16 protein-coding genes are annotated in these 13696 nt (G+C 45.6%); 9 read left to right on the top strand and 7 right to left on the bottom strand.

What is annotated here, in order from left to right:
• Window positions 1-72 precede the first annotated feature (72 nt).
• The 4 genes from thiL to PN499_RS16960 all read right to left on the bottom strand — a co-directional run bounded on the left by thiL (window position 73) and on the right by PN499_RS16960 (window position 2294).
• Window positions 73-1089, bottom strand: a complete 1017-nt coding sequence (gene thiL, locus PN499_RS16975) for a thiamine-phosphate kinase (protein WP_272033276.1) — start codon at window positions 1087-1089, stop codon at window positions 73-75.
• A gap of 34 nt (window positions 1090-1123) precedes the next feature.
• Entirely contained in the window at window positions 1124-1276 is a 153-nt protein-coding gene (locus PN499_RS16970) for a hypothetical protein (RefSeq protein WP_272033275.1), read from the bottom strand.
• 104 nt (window positions 1277-1380) lie between these two features.
• Window positions 1381-1830, bottom strand: a complete 450-nt coding sequence (locus PN499_RS16965) for an Hsp20/alpha crystallin family protein (RefSeq protein ID WP_272033274.1) — start codon at window positions 1828-1830, stop codon at window positions 1381-1383.
• A 176-nt stretch (window positions 1831-2006) separates the two neighbouring features.
• A complete protein-coding gene (locus PN499_RS16960) occupies window positions 2007-2294 on the bottom strand; it encodes a hypothetical protein (RefSeq protein WP_007354606.1) in 288 nt (95 codons plus the stop codon).
• A 199-nt stretch (window positions 2295-2493) separates the two neighbouring features.
• Here PN499_RS16960 and PN499_RS16955 point away from each other — a divergent pair, with 199 nt between their 5' ends.
• Window positions 2494-3318: an MlaE family lipid ABC transporter permease subunit gene (locus PN499_RS16955; protein WP_007354605.1), complete on the top strand. Its 825-nt coding sequence runs from the start codon at window positions 2494-2496 to the stop codon at window positions 3316-3318.
• A gap of 305 nt (window positions 3319-3623) precedes the next feature.
• On the opposite strand, the gene PN499_RS16950 is transcribed toward PN499_RS16955, so the two are convergent.
• The gene (locus PN499_RS16950) at window positions 3624-4013 is read right to left on the bottom strand and encodes a hypothetical protein (protein WP_007354603.1); all 390 of its coding nucleotides are present in this window, start codon (window positions 4011-4013) and stop codon (window positions 3624-3626) included.
• Between the two features lie 146 nt (window positions 4014-4159).
• Between PN499_RS16950 and rppA the strand changes: the two genes are divergently transcribed.
• The 8 genes from rppA to plsY all read left to right on the top strand — a co-directional run bounded on the left by rppA (window position 4160) and on the right by plsY (window position 12639).
• Window positions 4160-4834, top strand: coding sequence for a two-component system response regulator RppA (gene rppA, locus PN499_RS16945; RefSeq protein ID WP_007354602.1), 675 nt, complete (start codon window positions 4160-4162; stop codon window positions 4832-4834).
• The gene (locus tag PN499_RS16940) at window positions 4827-6080 is read left to right on the top strand and encodes a sensor histidine kinase (RefSeq protein ID WP_272033273.1); all 1254 of its coding nucleotides are present in this window, start codon (window positions 4827-4829) and stop codon (window positions 6078-6080) included. The genes rppA and PN499_RS16940 overlap by 8 nt, the downstream gene beginning before the upstream one ends.
• 430 nt (window positions 6081-6510) lie before the next feature.
• Window positions 6511-7221: a porin family protein gene (locus PN499_RS16935; protein WP_272033272.1), complete on the top strand. Its 711-nt coding sequence runs from the start codon at window positions 6511-6513 to the stop codon at window positions 7219-7221.
• A gap of 19 nt (window positions 7222-7240) precedes the next feature.
• On the top strand, window positions 7241-8584 hold the full coding sequence (locus PN499_RS16930) for an APC family permease (protein WP_272033271.1): 1344 nt from the start codon (window positions 7241-7243) through the stop codon (window positions 8582-8584).
• 15 nt (window positions 8585-8599) lie between these two features.
• Entirely contained in the window at window positions 8600-9301 is a 702-nt protein-coding gene (locus PN499_RS16925) for a methyltransferase domain-containing protein (protein ID WP_272033270.1), read from the top strand.
• A gap of 597 nt (window positions 9302-9898) precedes the next feature.
• Window positions 9899-10291, top strand: coding sequence for a DUF3119 family protein (locus PN499_RS16920; RefSeq protein WP_007357764.1), 393 nt, complete (start codon window positions 9899-9901; stop codon window positions 10289-10291).
• A 323-nt stretch (window positions 10292-10614) separates the two neighbouring features.
• Complete coding sequence (locus PN499_RS16915) at window positions 10615-11847, top strand: DUF3086 domain-containing protein (protein ID WP_272033269.1); 1233 nt, start codon at window positions 10615-10617, stop codon at window positions 11845-11847.
• A 96-nt stretch (window positions 11848-11943) separates the two neighbouring features.
• Window positions 11944-12639 carry a glycerol-3-phosphate 1-O-acyltransferase PlsY gene (gene plsY, locus PN499_RS16910; protein ID WP_272033268.1) on the top strand — a complete coding sequence of 232 codons (696 nt, stop codon included), beginning with the start codon at window positions 11944-11946 and terminating at the stop codon, window positions 12637-12639.
• A gap of 30 nt (window positions 12640-12669) precedes the next feature.
• Here the strand turns inward: plsY and PN499_RS16905 are convergent, their stop codons facing one another.
• Window positions 12670-13260 carry a Uma2 family endonuclease gene (locus PN499_RS16905; protein ID WP_272033267.1) on the bottom strand — a complete coding sequence of 197 codons (591 nt, stop codon included), beginning with the start codon at window positions 13258-13260 and terminating at the stop codon, window positions 12670-12672.
• 127 nt (window positions 13261-13387) lie between these two features.
• The coding region (locus PN499_RS16900) for a GNAT family N-acetyltransferase (protein WP_272033266.1) at window positions 13388-13696 on the bottom strand (309 nt) is incomplete at its 5' end.

Here is a 13696-nt window from a genome sequence, read left to right as displayed (position 1 = left end):
CCTATCTCCTCCTGCCTCCTGCCTCCTGCCTCCTGCCTCCTGCCTCCTCCTGCCTCCTCCTGCAATTCACAATCAGAAGTGTTGAAATCCTTTAGTTATGCTTAACTCTTCTTCTGGATAGATGCCGTTACTATCTACTAACAAAATGTCAGGATTTTTTGTAATACTTCCCACAATAGCTGCTCCCACTCCTAATTTTTCTACTAACTTTTGAGCAATTTCCGGGGGAAGACAGAGAATTAGCTCGAAGTCTTCGCCGCCGTATAATCCCCAATTTAGTGCTTTTTCTGGTGACACTAAGCGGCTGAGAGTTGGGGGAATAGAGATTTGATTTCGCTCGATTTTGGCTCCAACATTGCTAGCCTGACAAATTTGAATAATGGCATCTGCTAAACCATCGCTGCTATCCATTCCGGCGATTTGAATTTTTGATTTTGACTCCCATTTTAAAAGTTTAGAATCTACAATTTCCCAGAGGATTGGTAGCACATCTAATCGGGGTTTTGGACGCTGGTGAGCGAGTATCAGCGAAGATCGTTCGGAGGGAGTAAGGGATGTCTCTAATTGGGGATTAAGGAGCAATTCTAGACCAGCGCGTGAGGCTCCGTGAGGGCCAGTGGCGACGATGAGATTACCTGGTTGGGCGCTACTGCGGCGGATGGCGCAGGCGGGGTCAACTTCTCCGAAGGCAGTAATAGCTAGAGCAATTAGGGGCGATCGCACAATATCGCCACCAACGATCGGGGTATTGTATTGTTGCAGACAAGCTGTCATCCCTTGGTAGAGTTGCTCTACCCAAGTAACGGGAGTGTCAGGCGTGAGGCTAAGTGCCACAGCGATCGCTAAGGGTGATGCTCCCATCGCCGCTAGATCGGATAAATTAGCAGCAACAGCACGCCATCCCGCGTCTTGGGGTGTTGTGGTGCGATCGCTAAAATGCACCCCATCAACGAGCATATCAGTGGTAATCACCAGAGATTTATCACCATGAATAGGGATGATTGCGCCATCATCTCCGATAATTTCTGGGGGGCAGAATTTTTGTAGAATTGCTAATAAGCCTTGTTCTCCGATGTCTTTAATTTTCATTATTTTTAACAACTTTTCCGATATCTTTAACTTTCTATAACTTACCCCTAATTATTTGTAACGCGGCAGTATGGTAATTGGGGCGATCGCCAACAAAGCCAAAAAAATTAGGGTGAGTAGTTCCCACCCTAAATCTATCGCAGTTTTCAGCTTGCCAAAGTACAATCTCCCAATCACAATTAGCCATTAGCCATTAGCCATTAGCAATTAGCCATTAGCCATTAGCCATTAGCCTCTTCTGACGCAACTGAAAACCGTTATATCTAGCTAACCTCAAATGCTGAGAAAATATTAATCAACCGAATCAAGCGACACCTTAACAACGCGGTTCTTTTCAGCTTCAGCTTTAGGTAGATTCAGATTCAAAATTCCATCTTTGTACTTAGCTTCCACCTTGTCATTTTGAATGCGTGCAGGTAGAGGAATCACGCGGCGGAAAGAACCGTAACGGAACTCAGAACGAGTAATACCTTTATCTTCCGTCTTAGTTTCAGAGCGGCGTTCCCCGCTAACAGCAACAGCTTCCGCCGTCACTTGCACGTCCAAATCCTTAGCATCTAAACCAGGAATTTCTAGTTTTAAGTGAATAGCTTCTGGAGTTTCATGCAGCTCAGCGGCAGGCATAAACGCAACACCATTAGAACTCCTCTCTACTGGCGGCGTAAAGGTATCAAACAAGCGATTCATTTCCCGCTGCAAAGTATCAATTTCCCGGAATGGTTCAAAACGAATAAGAGACATAATCAATACCTCCAATCTTCTGAATTTTAGGGTTTAAAGAAACCTTGATTTAACTGTCTCTAATGTATTGATAATTCCCCAATTAGGTGATTCGGTTTTCTCCCACCACCACGTTCGCATTACCGTACTTATGTACTCTTGCACTCCCAGTGTTAATCTCCGAACCAAATGTACGGTTAACCGCCCCGCACATTTTGACAGGAAGCATAGGTATCAAACAACACTCCCACCAGACTAAAAGTAATGCCAATTACCAAAAATCCCTCAACGGGGCTACCATTGCCGAAAGTTGCTAGGAACTTCAAAATCTGACCCGCCCCAAAGTGGCCAACCTCTTGTAGGTAAGGCAGGTGACTAATCAAGTAAAAGCAGCTCAACCCAACTCCGATTAACAATAGCGGAGCGACAAAGCTGAAAAGACTAGCCAGCAGTAGAGAGCGCAGAAAATTAGGCACGATGCTCATATAGAGACTCACAAATCAGCTAAACTGCCTACAGGTATACAAGTTGAAATTACTTGTCCTCTTCTACGATAGAAGCGATCGCTCTTTTGCAGCGAATCTGTCAGAAAACTTAAATTTTTAGTTAAAGAAACTTGTTTAAGATTTGTACTGAGTTAAAGAAACTTGTTTAAGATTTGTAGAGAGATTTTATTATTCTCTAATGTTGTTACAGCCATCCTTAACCTTGAGTCAGACTAATTCTTCCAGCCTGGGATTGTGGAGTCAGCGATTTCTAGCAGCAATACTGCTGGGTGGCCAAGTGACTCTGCACCTGTTCACTCGCACTATTCATCGCCGCAACACCCTTGACCAAATGGTGGCTGTGGGCCCGGAATCCCTACTCATCGCCTTGGTGACTGCGGGTTTTGTGGGTATGGTGTTTACAATTCAGGTAGCGCGGGAGTTTATTGCCTTGGGTGTAACTAACGCCGTTGGTGGTGTACTAGCTGTCTCTTTAGCACGCGAACTCGGCCCAGTCTTGACAGCAGTGATTATTGCTGGGCGAGTTGGTTCTGCTTTTGCTGCTGAAATTGGCACTATGCAAGTAACAGAGCAGATTGATGCTCTCTATATCCTCAAAACTGACCCGATTGATTACCTGGTAATTCCTCGCGTTATTGCTTGCTGTCTGATGTTGCCAATTTTGACCATCTTATCTCTGGTAACGGGTATGGCTGGGGGTCTGCTGATTGCTACCAGGATGTATGGTGTTCCCCCAGTCGTGTTTTTGGAATCGGCCCGAAACTTTCTCACGCCTTGGGATATTTGTGCCCCAGCTATCAAAGCTTTTGTTTTCGGCGCTTTAATTGCGGTGATTGGTACGAGTTGGGGTTTGACGACTACTGGCGGTGCTAAAGGTGTTGGACAGTCCACTACGACTGCTGTTGTGACTTCTATGCTTGCGATCTTTATCTGCAATTTTTTCCTATCTTGGTTGATGTTTCAGGGCACTGGTAGTATGGCTCTCCAGCGACTAGGTAATTAAGTTAGGCAGGAGGCAAAAGGCAGGAGGTAGGAGGCAGGTGGCAGGTGGCAGGTGGCAGAATGTAGGAGGTCGATCTTCTGAAGTTAACTCAAGTGCTCAGTTAGAAGCGATCGCTCCTCAACATCTCGATATTTCAATTATTCAGGACTTTGGCACCCAACCAAAGAAACCGGGTTTTTTACGAAAATACTTCGTTTTTACCCACAGATTCTCTCAAAAACCCGGTTTCTGGAGCCTCATCCGTAAGTCCGATTATTCTTGCCTACTTTCCCCATCTGACATAAGGTTTTTGCCGTTTCAAACGCTCAGTTTTTAATTCGGTAGCCGATCAATTTGCGGACAGTTTCGACCGGTATTGCTAATTCTTGGGCGATCGCAGCTTCCACTTGACTAGCTTGGGTGAATGGAAACTCATATTCCAGCCTCTTTAAAGTTGAGTCAGTAGTTTTGACAAAAATAGTGGTAAAACCCCGGCTGCGATCGATTTCTGCCTTGATGGTCAAGATTGTTACTGACAACCTCACCTCTAACTGTCTATTTGCCTCAAGTTTGTTAACGGAGTCATAACGACGGCTTAGAACTTGGGCTGCGATCGAGTTACCTGTAGTCCAGAATAAGGCGGCTACCAAAGGCAGGGGCAACCAAAATTCCCAGTGAGCACGGTGGAGAAGTTGTCGGAAGCGAGGTAAAGCCATTGGAATTTTAGATTTAGATTGCTCAATCGCATACAGAAACTACGAACATTCTAATTAGCAAAAGATTGACGTAAATCTTACCTCTGACGGACGCTTTTCCTAAATTTCTTCTCTACCATAAAGCTTGCAGAACAATGGTTAGATCGATGCGAATTCTGCTGGTAGAAGACGATGTGAATCAACTGGAACCGCTTCAAACTGCTCTCTCTGAGGCAGGACATATTGTAGATGGTATAGAAGATGGGGCGATCGCTCAATGTATTTTATCGCAGCGGGACTATGACCTGTTGATCCTGGATTGGTTATTACCTAAAGTCAGTGGCTTAAGCTTGTGTCAGCAATACCGCCGTCTGGGAAAAACTGCCCCAGTGTTGCTATTGACTGCTAAAGATACGACTGTTGATAAAATTAGTGGTTTAGATGCTGGAGCGGATGATTATCTGATTAAACCTGCCGATGTGTTTGAACTGCTGGCGCGGGTGCGGGCCTTGGGACGGCGATCCCCAGTTTGGCAAGGGGATACTTTACAGGTTGAAGATCTGACTCTACATCTATCAACGCTGACAATGGAACGCGGTGATCGCAGTATGCTTTTATCGAGGCGCGAATTTCAATTTCTGGAGTATCTCATGCGTCACCCTCGTCAAGTCCTTTCTCGCGGTCAAATAGAGCAAGCTTTGTGGGAGTGGGGCAGCGAACCGGAGAGTAATGCGATTACTACCCTGGTGCGTCGTCTGCGGCAGCGATTGCAGGCGGTAGGTGCTGTCACTTGGCTAGAAACTATATATGGTATGGGATATCGCTTGAATCCAGATGTTTAATCGTAGCCGTCGCAATCTTGCCCAGTGGTTTACGCTGTCGATGGGGACTATTCTGATCGTTTTTGCCGGCATTATTTACTACCAGCGATCGGTTAACCACTTAGAAGAAAGCGATCGCCTACTCTATAAAAAAGCAAGAGTCATGGCTGCCAATATCGATTATGGTTGGCACCAAGGAAAAGAACGCATCGATCTGAGTAACGTTCCGATTCTGGGGAATTATTCTCCCCCCTCTGACAGTGATATTATTTACGTTCGCTGGTATTCGGCGACTGGAGAACTACAACAGTTTTATGGGATGCAACCCTTGGATCGGATTGAGGCGATCGCGGCCTTTGAAACCATTCAATCTCCCTCCAACTGGCTGCGACAATTAACACTACCAGTTGACTACAACGGACGCACGATTGGCTACCTCCAAATTGCCATCCCGTTAACAGATGCTCAGAATACACTCAGAGAGTTGCTGATCGTGATGGTGGTAACAGTGCCTTTGACCTTGGGCGCGATTAGCTTAGTAGGTTGGTTTTTAGGCGGGTTGGCGATGCAACCTATTAGGAATTCCTATACTCAACTACAACGTTTTACCTCTGATGCCTCCCATGAATTAAGGGCACCGCTTGCCATCATTCTTAGTAATGCCCAGGTTGGGTTACTCAGTCCAGTTGAGGCAGGTAAGCCTAAGCACACTCGATTAGAAAAGATTGCGGAAACGGTTAAGTCGATGAATCGGTTAGTGACCGATCTTTTATTTTTAGCACGACAGGCAGGACATTTAGACCCAAACTCGACGCAATCGATTGACTTAAACGAGTTGTTGAAAGATGCGATCGCTAATTTATCAATACAGATTGTTGACCGGCAGTTAACGCTTCATTTACAACTGCCTGAAGACAGAGTTATCATCAAAGGCAATGCGGATTTATTAAAACAAGCGATCTCGAATCTACTTACTAATGCCTGCAAATATACCTTGCCTGAAGGAACAGTATGGTTGCGGTTATTGCATCAATGTCAGCGCCTTTTAATTCAAGTAGAAGATACGGGAATCGGCATTCCAGAGGCAGATTTACCACAGATTTTTGACCGATTTTACCGAGTTGATGAGGAACGAACGCGGGAGAAAGGTGGCTATGGATTGGGATTAGCGATCGCTCAGCAAATTGTGCAAGCTCATGGCGGGCAGCTAACAGTAAGTAGCCAGATGGGGAAAGGTTCTCTGTTTCAAATAGAACTGCCTCTTTAGAGAGGCAGGAGGCAGGAGGAAGAAGGCAGGAGGCAGGAGGTAGGAGGCAGGAGGCAGATGGCAGATGGCCGGAGGAAAATACAATACTAGAAAGGGTTTGGGCTGCTGACTGTATAAACATTCTTCCTTCTCTCCTAGATAACTAAATTTTTCTTCCTTCCTCCTTCTCTCCTAGATAACTAAATTTTTCTTCCTTCTTCCTTCTCTCCTAGATAACTAAATTTTTCTTCCTTCTTCCTTCCTCCTTCCTCCTTCTTCCTTCTACTTATCACCCCTAAAGGGGATGAGACCATTAAAAAACTTGTTCCTTAATCTGCCTAGCGATAGGTTTCTTGTCGCAATTAAACTCTGTCACTTTCCAGTCACATTTGCTATTGAAACTAAAGATAGTCATTGATTGTTTGCCCTATCTTAGAATAGGTTTTTGACGATGAAGACTTCTCGTTTCCAGCAATTCTTTTTCATTTCCAGTCTGGTAGGAATTCTACTTTTTCTGAGTGGGCGATCGGCTCACGCTGAACCCCTGCCAACTACCCCTCAACCAACTGCTGCTTCTGAATTTTCCTCAGATTTATCACCCTTAGAAGCCAAAACAATACCCATACCCGACAAGGTTTTAACCTCTGCCGCCAGTTTGCAGGCTGAAACGTTATCTGTTCAGACAATTGACCCAATTCCTGAACCAATATCAGAACCTGCTACCCCAACGGTTGCCCAAACAGTGACTCCTGGTCGAGCCACGCTATCGGGGCCAAGCTACGTTGGCGTGGGTGCAAATATTGGCTTTGGCGGACGCACTGATTTGGGGCGGGGTAGTTTTACCATTTTCAGCAAAATTGGGTTGACCAATAATTTGTCCGCCCGCCCTGCGATCGCCGTTGGCAGCGAACCCGCTCTTTTACTCCCTGTCACCGTTGATTTTCCAGTTCGTTCTGTTGCTAATGGACGAGTTGGTATTGCGCCCTATGTGGGGGGTGGTGCTGTGATTTCGACGGGTAACGATAGCGTAGTCCGCGCACTGGTTACAGGTGGTGTCGATGTTCCTTTATCCGAGGAATTTACGGCAAACGCAGGTGTCAACGTCGGATTTTTGGGCAAAACGGAAGTTGGTTTACGGCTAGGTGTCGGTTACAACTTCTAGTCGTTGAGAAGGTAAAACTGTGAGTAGATTAGAAAATATTGCACTGCTGGAACGTCAAGAACCTCAAAGCGCGACTCCAAAACCCTCCATTAGTCTAATTGATGCGATCGCCTTGATTGTTGGGCTAGTAATCGGTGCGGGCATTTTTGAAACCCCTGCTTTGGTTGCTGCTAATACCGGCACGGTTGGTGGTGTGATTCGAGTCTGGCTGATTGGTGGTGTGGTGTCATTGCTGGGAGCACTTTGCTACGCCGAATTAGCGACGACCTATCCCCATGTTGGCGGTAACTATTACTACCTGAAACGGGCTTTTGGGCAACCGATCGCGGTTTTATTTGCCTGGGCACGCATGACTGTGATTCAGACTGGATCGATCGCCTTGCTGGCATTTGTGTTTGGCGACTATGCCTCTCAGCTATTGCCACTAGGTGGTTACTCGCCTGCCATTTACGCCGCAGTCGCGATCGCCCTGCTGACAATGCTCAATATCATTGGGCTGCGCCAGAGCAAACACTTCCAGAACGGGCTAGCAGTGATACTCGTTTTAGGCTTACTGCTGGTCATCCTAGTGGGTCTGACATCTTCCCTTCCTCCCATCCCGTCCCTTCCCGCCGATGCCTCCCCTACCTCTTCTTGGGGCTTAGCGCTGGTCTTTGTGCTGCTATCCTACGGCGGTTGGAATGAAGCCGCTTACATTTCTGCCGAAATTCATAACCCGCAGCGCAATATTATCCGCTCCTTCCTGTGGAGTATTGGCATCATTACAGGACTTTATGTGCTGATTAATCTGGCGTATCTGCGGGGATTGGGTATCGCAGGTATGGCAGACTCTCAAGCCGTTGCCGCAGATTTGTTGCGGCGAGTGCTGGGTGAACCGGGGGCCGCCTTTGTGAGTTTACTGGTTGTGACCGCCACGCTGGGGTCGATCAACGGCACCATTTTTACGGGCGCACGCAGTAGCTTTGCTCTAGGACAGGATGTGCCTTCCTTTCGCTGGTTGGGACGCTGGTATCCACATCCGAGTTCACCTACAACCGCTTATTTATTTCAAGGCGCGATCGCCCTCATGCTGGTTGGGCTGGGAACCTTCACCCGCAAAGGATTTGAAACAATGGTGGACTATACTGCGCCCATCTTTTGGTTCTTCTTTTTATTGAGCACTATGTCGTTAATTGTTTTACGCATTCGAGAACCCAATCGCATCCGCCCCTTTAGCGTCCCGCTTTACCCCATCGTTCCGCTGTTGTTCTGTGCAATTTGTGGCTATTTACTCTACTCCAGCCTAATTTATGCAGGCATCGGTGCGATCGCGGGGGTCATCGTTGTTTTACTGGGTCTTCCCTTCGTCCGTCATAGTACATAGCAAACTTTTTTGGAGATGACAATCGTGCAACACAAAACTATTAAACGCTCCCTCTTTGTTGGCGTTAGCATTCTCAGTCTTGCTGGAATTGGCTGTAGCCAAATGCGTAACTTTGAGACAGTGGCTCCAAGTCCCACTACTAACTCTCAAACTGATTCTGCTGCCGATCGAGTTGAAACGACTTCTAACAATACAACGGAAGTTCCTGTTTCTAATTCCACAACGGAAGCTCCTACCCGTACACCCGATGTCGTTTACGTGCCAACCCCTGTAAAGGTTGTGGATGAAATGCTGCGGTTGGCAAATGTGCAATCCAATGACGTAGTTTACGATCTGGGTAGTGGCGACGGTCGGATTGTGATTACAGCCGCTCAAAAGGTGGGCGCACGGGGCATTGGTATTGATATCAACCCAGAACGCATTCGAGAAGCTAATGAGAACGCCCAAAAAGCTGGCGTGAGCGATCGCGTCGAGTTTCGTCAGGCAGATTTATTCCAAACTAACTTCAGTGAGGCCACAGTTGTCACGCTTTACTTACTGCCAGAACTTAACGTCAGACTGCGCCCCAAATTACTCAGTCAATTAAAACCAGGTACGCGCATTGTTTCCCATGAATTCGATATGGGCGATTGGAAACCTGAGCAGGTAGTAGAAGTGGAAGGCAGAAAAGTTTACTACTGGGTTGTACCTGAAAATCCTCCTGCTAATTTGCGGTAGCGCAGCTTCAACAAAAAATCAGTGCTAAGCATGGTCTAATCCCTGTTTTGTCATTACGGGGAGATAATTTTCTCGAACTACTGGTTTTTCAGGTTTTCGCCTTGCGAACCTTAAATTATTGAGCATGGCTAAAATCCAGCGATCGCAAGGCGAAAACCTTTTTCTCTAAATCAAGTATAGCAACCGCCAGGGCGGTTAGGGGCTAGGGGCTAGGGGCTAGGGGTTAGGGAAAGAAGGGAAAGAAGGGAAAAGGGGTAAGAGAGTCAATGGTTTGAGCCATGAGCGAGTGTCCTAACCGTTGTGGCGGTTGCTATCTTAGTAAAGAAGCAAGCTAGTCATATTTATTATACAAAGTGTCATAAAACGGCTTATATTTTATTTATATTATAAGAGGGGAAATGGAGATAAATTCTCCTTTTCGCCTTCAAAAGGCTAATTCCTAATTACTAATCTCTGGCCCCTCTTTCGTACCCACTGCGATCGCGACATTTTCTCATAAATCCAGATTCAATCCAATTTTTTCCATCCGCGAGCGCCAGCCCTACGAGATAAAATGAAATAATTAGCAACATTCGTTTACAAGTCGGGATTAAGCCTGTGACTGCAACTTCGTCATCCATCAACTCGACACAGACAATAGAACTGACTCCGAGTTACGCGATTCCCCTAATCCTAGTCGGGATCTCCCTACCTCTGCTGCTGGTGCAAAAAGTGGTAAGTTTAGCGATCGCTCTTTTTGGCTTGTTTCTGATGTATCAGGCCGCTACCATCCGCCTGAAATTCACTGACACAGCCTTAGACGTATACCGCAAAGAAGACCTAATCCGGCGCTTTCCCTACCAAGAATGGCTTAACTGGCGGGTATTCTGGCCGGCCGTACCCATTCTGTTCTACTTTAAAGAAGTCAACAGCATTCACTTCCTCCCGGTACTCTTCGATCCTAAAATGCTACAGGCGTGTTTAGAACAGCGCTGTCCCCGAAAGGACTGAAGAATGAAAGATGAAGTCAGTTAATAGTTAACTGTTAACTGTTAACTGTTAACTGTCACCCTGTTCTCATACAACTAAAAACTGCTATGTAAATTTACCTAATTAAACGTAAGATGAGAATGGCTAAAAAGCTTGTTGTATAAGCATTCTTCCCTCTTCTCTCTTCCTTCTTCTTTCTTGTTATATAGCAACCGTCAAGACGGTTAGGACACTCGTTGATGACTAAAACCATGATTCTATTGCCCTCCCTTAGCCCCTAACCCTCTTGCCTCTGCCCCTAGCCCTGAGCATCGTAGCCCCTAGCCCCTTCTTCCCTAGTCCCCATGAATTCAGACGAAACTCAAACCCAAGAACATCAACAACAAGAAATCGAAGTGTCAGTTAATCCCGAAGATTCCACTCCAAAGGATGAGGCTGTGACAGAGGCAATTGAGTCTGCGATCGCACAGCCAATGGCAGAGGATTTATCAATTGCCTCTGCTGCAATTGATGAATCGGCTGTACAGCCAATTACTGAAGGCGAATCCGCCGCCGACCCAAATCCTATAAGTGAACTATTAACAGACATCACAGACAATGTAACCGAAAAGTTAGTACAGCAAACGATCGACTTGCAACAGCAACAACAGGAGTTGAAACAAGAAGTTGAGACTATGCTGGCGACAAAAGCTAATTTGCAGCAAGAACTCAGCGACACTCAAGCCGCAATTGGGCGTTTAGTGCAAGAAGCTTTAGGTCAATTAGAACAACGCAAACAATCACTACAAATTGAAGTAGAAAAATTAGAACGCCGTCGCGATCGCATTCAAAAAGAAATGCGAACCACTTTTGCAGGCGTTTCCCAAGACTTGGCAATTCGAGTTCAGGGTTTTAAAGACTATCTAGTAGGAAGTTTGCAAGATTTAGCAAGTACCGCCGAACAATTAGACTTAGTACCAGAAGTACAAGAGCAACCAAAACAAATTATTGAAGAGTCTCGATCCTCTGCTGATGCACCTGCAAATCCCCGATTTACCGAGCAAGGTTTTCAAGAACAAGCCAAACAAATTCGGCGTATTCTCGACCAATATCGCACTCTTCCCGATTACTACGGCCCGCCTTGGCAATTGCGCCGCACTTTTGAGCCAATTCACGCCGAAAAAGTCTCGAATTGGTTTTTTACTCAAGGTGGAAAGGGAGCGTTACGAACAATGGGTTCCCGCTTACAAAATATCTTGATTTCTTCAACAGTAATTTCTGTACTTAGAACGCTATATGGTGGTCGTTTGCGAACTCTTGTACTAGCCAATAGTCCCGAACGTTTGGGAGAATGGCGTAGAGGTTTGCAAGACTGTCTAGGAATTACGAGGAATGACTTCGGCCCGGAACGAGGAATTATTTTGTTTGAGGCGGCGGAAGATGTAGCACAAAAAGCAGATCGTTTAGTGAAAGAAGGAAAATTGCCTTTAATTATAATTGATGAAACAGAGGATCAAATTAGTCTGTCAATGCTCCAATTTCCCTTATGGTTAGCCTTTGCTCCCGATCCACAGAATTTGATGCCTAAAGATTTTTGATAGAACAGTTAAATTGTAGCGCCGTCCTCTGGGCGGTAAATTCACCGCCTACAGGGCGGCGTTACGTTCAAAACAGAACATTGAGGTGAATTCATTATGGGATTGTGGTTAAGTTTAAATTTTTCTGTGTTATTGGCTGCTTATTTACTAGGCTCGATTCCGACGGGATATAGTGTAGCTAAATGGGTTTTAGGAATCGATCTACGCGAGGTGGGATCTGGTTCTACCGGTGCAACTAACGTGCTGAGAACCTTGGGTAAATGGCCCGCTTTGGGAGTGTTACTGGTTGACGTTTTGAAAGGGATAGCGGCAATTTCTCTGACTCGCTATATCTATGCTCTCAATGTCACTTCTCAGCTAGCAGCAACCGCAGGGATAGAAGATGTTACAGAAATATTGCCTTGGATGGCAACTTTAGCAGGTTTAGCTGTAGTTTTAGGACATAGTAAATCTATTTGGTTAGGCTTTGCAGGCGGTAAATCTGTGGCTACAAGTTTGGGAGTTTTGTTGGGTTTATATTGGCCTGTAGGTTTAGGAACTTTCGGGATTTTTGGCTTTGTTTTAGCTATTTCGCGAATAGTATCTTTGAGTTCTATTATTGGGGCAATTGGGGTTTCTGGTTTAATGTTTGCTTTTGGTCAACCGTTAGCCTATGAGTTATTTGGAATTGCTGGTGGTGTATTTGTAATTGTGCGACACCGTGCTAATATTCAGCGATTGTTGAATGGTACTGAGCCGAAAATTGGGGAGAAATTAGCATCGGAATCTGAACAAGGTTTAGAAAGTAATTAACTTACAGAAGAAAGCGGAATTAAATATTATTCAATTATTCCCTATCACCGGCGCTACTTCTAACACAAATCCAGGTAATACATCCTCACCTGAAAGCGTACTCGGAGACTGCAAAACTTCTACTTCTCTACCAGGTCGATAAATTTCTACACTCTGCGTTTGTGGGTCAATTAACCAACCTAAACGCGCACCATTTTCCATATATTCCTGCATTTTTTCCCGCACTTCTCTGATAGAATCTGTAGGAGAGCGTAACTCAACTACAAAATCAGGACACAAAGGCGGAAATTTCCTTTTTTGCTCAGGTGTTAACGCTTCCCATCTTTCTCGGCTTACCCAAGAAGCATCAGGAGAACGATTGCCTCCCTTTGGCATTTTAAAACAAGTGGAAGAGTCAAAAGCAATGCCTAAGTTACTATTCCGGCGGCTCCAACTTTGCACTTGATACGATAAGTCAATATTTTGGTTTCCCGTTTCTCCTCCAGTTGGCGACATAATCAGTAATTCTCCTTTAGCATTGCGCTCAAATTTATAATCGGGGTGAACCCGACATAGCTGGTAAAATTGCTCGTCTGTCAATTCGATAAACTTACTTAAATCTAATTTAAAGGTAGTCAGCATGGCAGTAAAACCTCTTTACCTAATTCTTTAGAACGCGCAGAAGCCGCTTTCAATGCTTCTATTAATGCGGAGCGAAAACCTACCGTTTCTAGTTTAGCAATTCCTGCAATTTAAGTTTTACTCTAGTTTACTCTAGTGATTTTAGCATTGAGAGAGAGTGGGTTTGGTAGCCGAGTTTTTGGTAAAGATTAAGGGCGGGTTTATTAGTGACAAATACTTGTAAACCAATTTGTAGATCGCCTCTTTCTCTGGCCCAATTCTCAGCAAGGCTAACTAAGGCTGAACCTATTCCCCGGTGTCGGTGTTCTGGATCTACGTATAGCAGAAAAATATGAGCGTAGCGATCGCCACTCACCTGATCGATCGCATTTCCCAACCACAGACAACCTATTTTGAGAGCAGGGGAGCGGGGGAGCAGGAGAGCGGGGGAGCGGGG

It is taken from the genome of Kamptonema animale CS-326 (genome assembly GCF_028330895.1).
GTDB classification, from domain to species: Bacteria; Cyanobacteriota; Cyanobacteriia; order Cyanobacteriales; family Microcoleaceae; genus Kamptonema; species Kamptonema formosum.
This window is presented reverse-complemented; position numbering and strand designations above follow the sequence as displayed.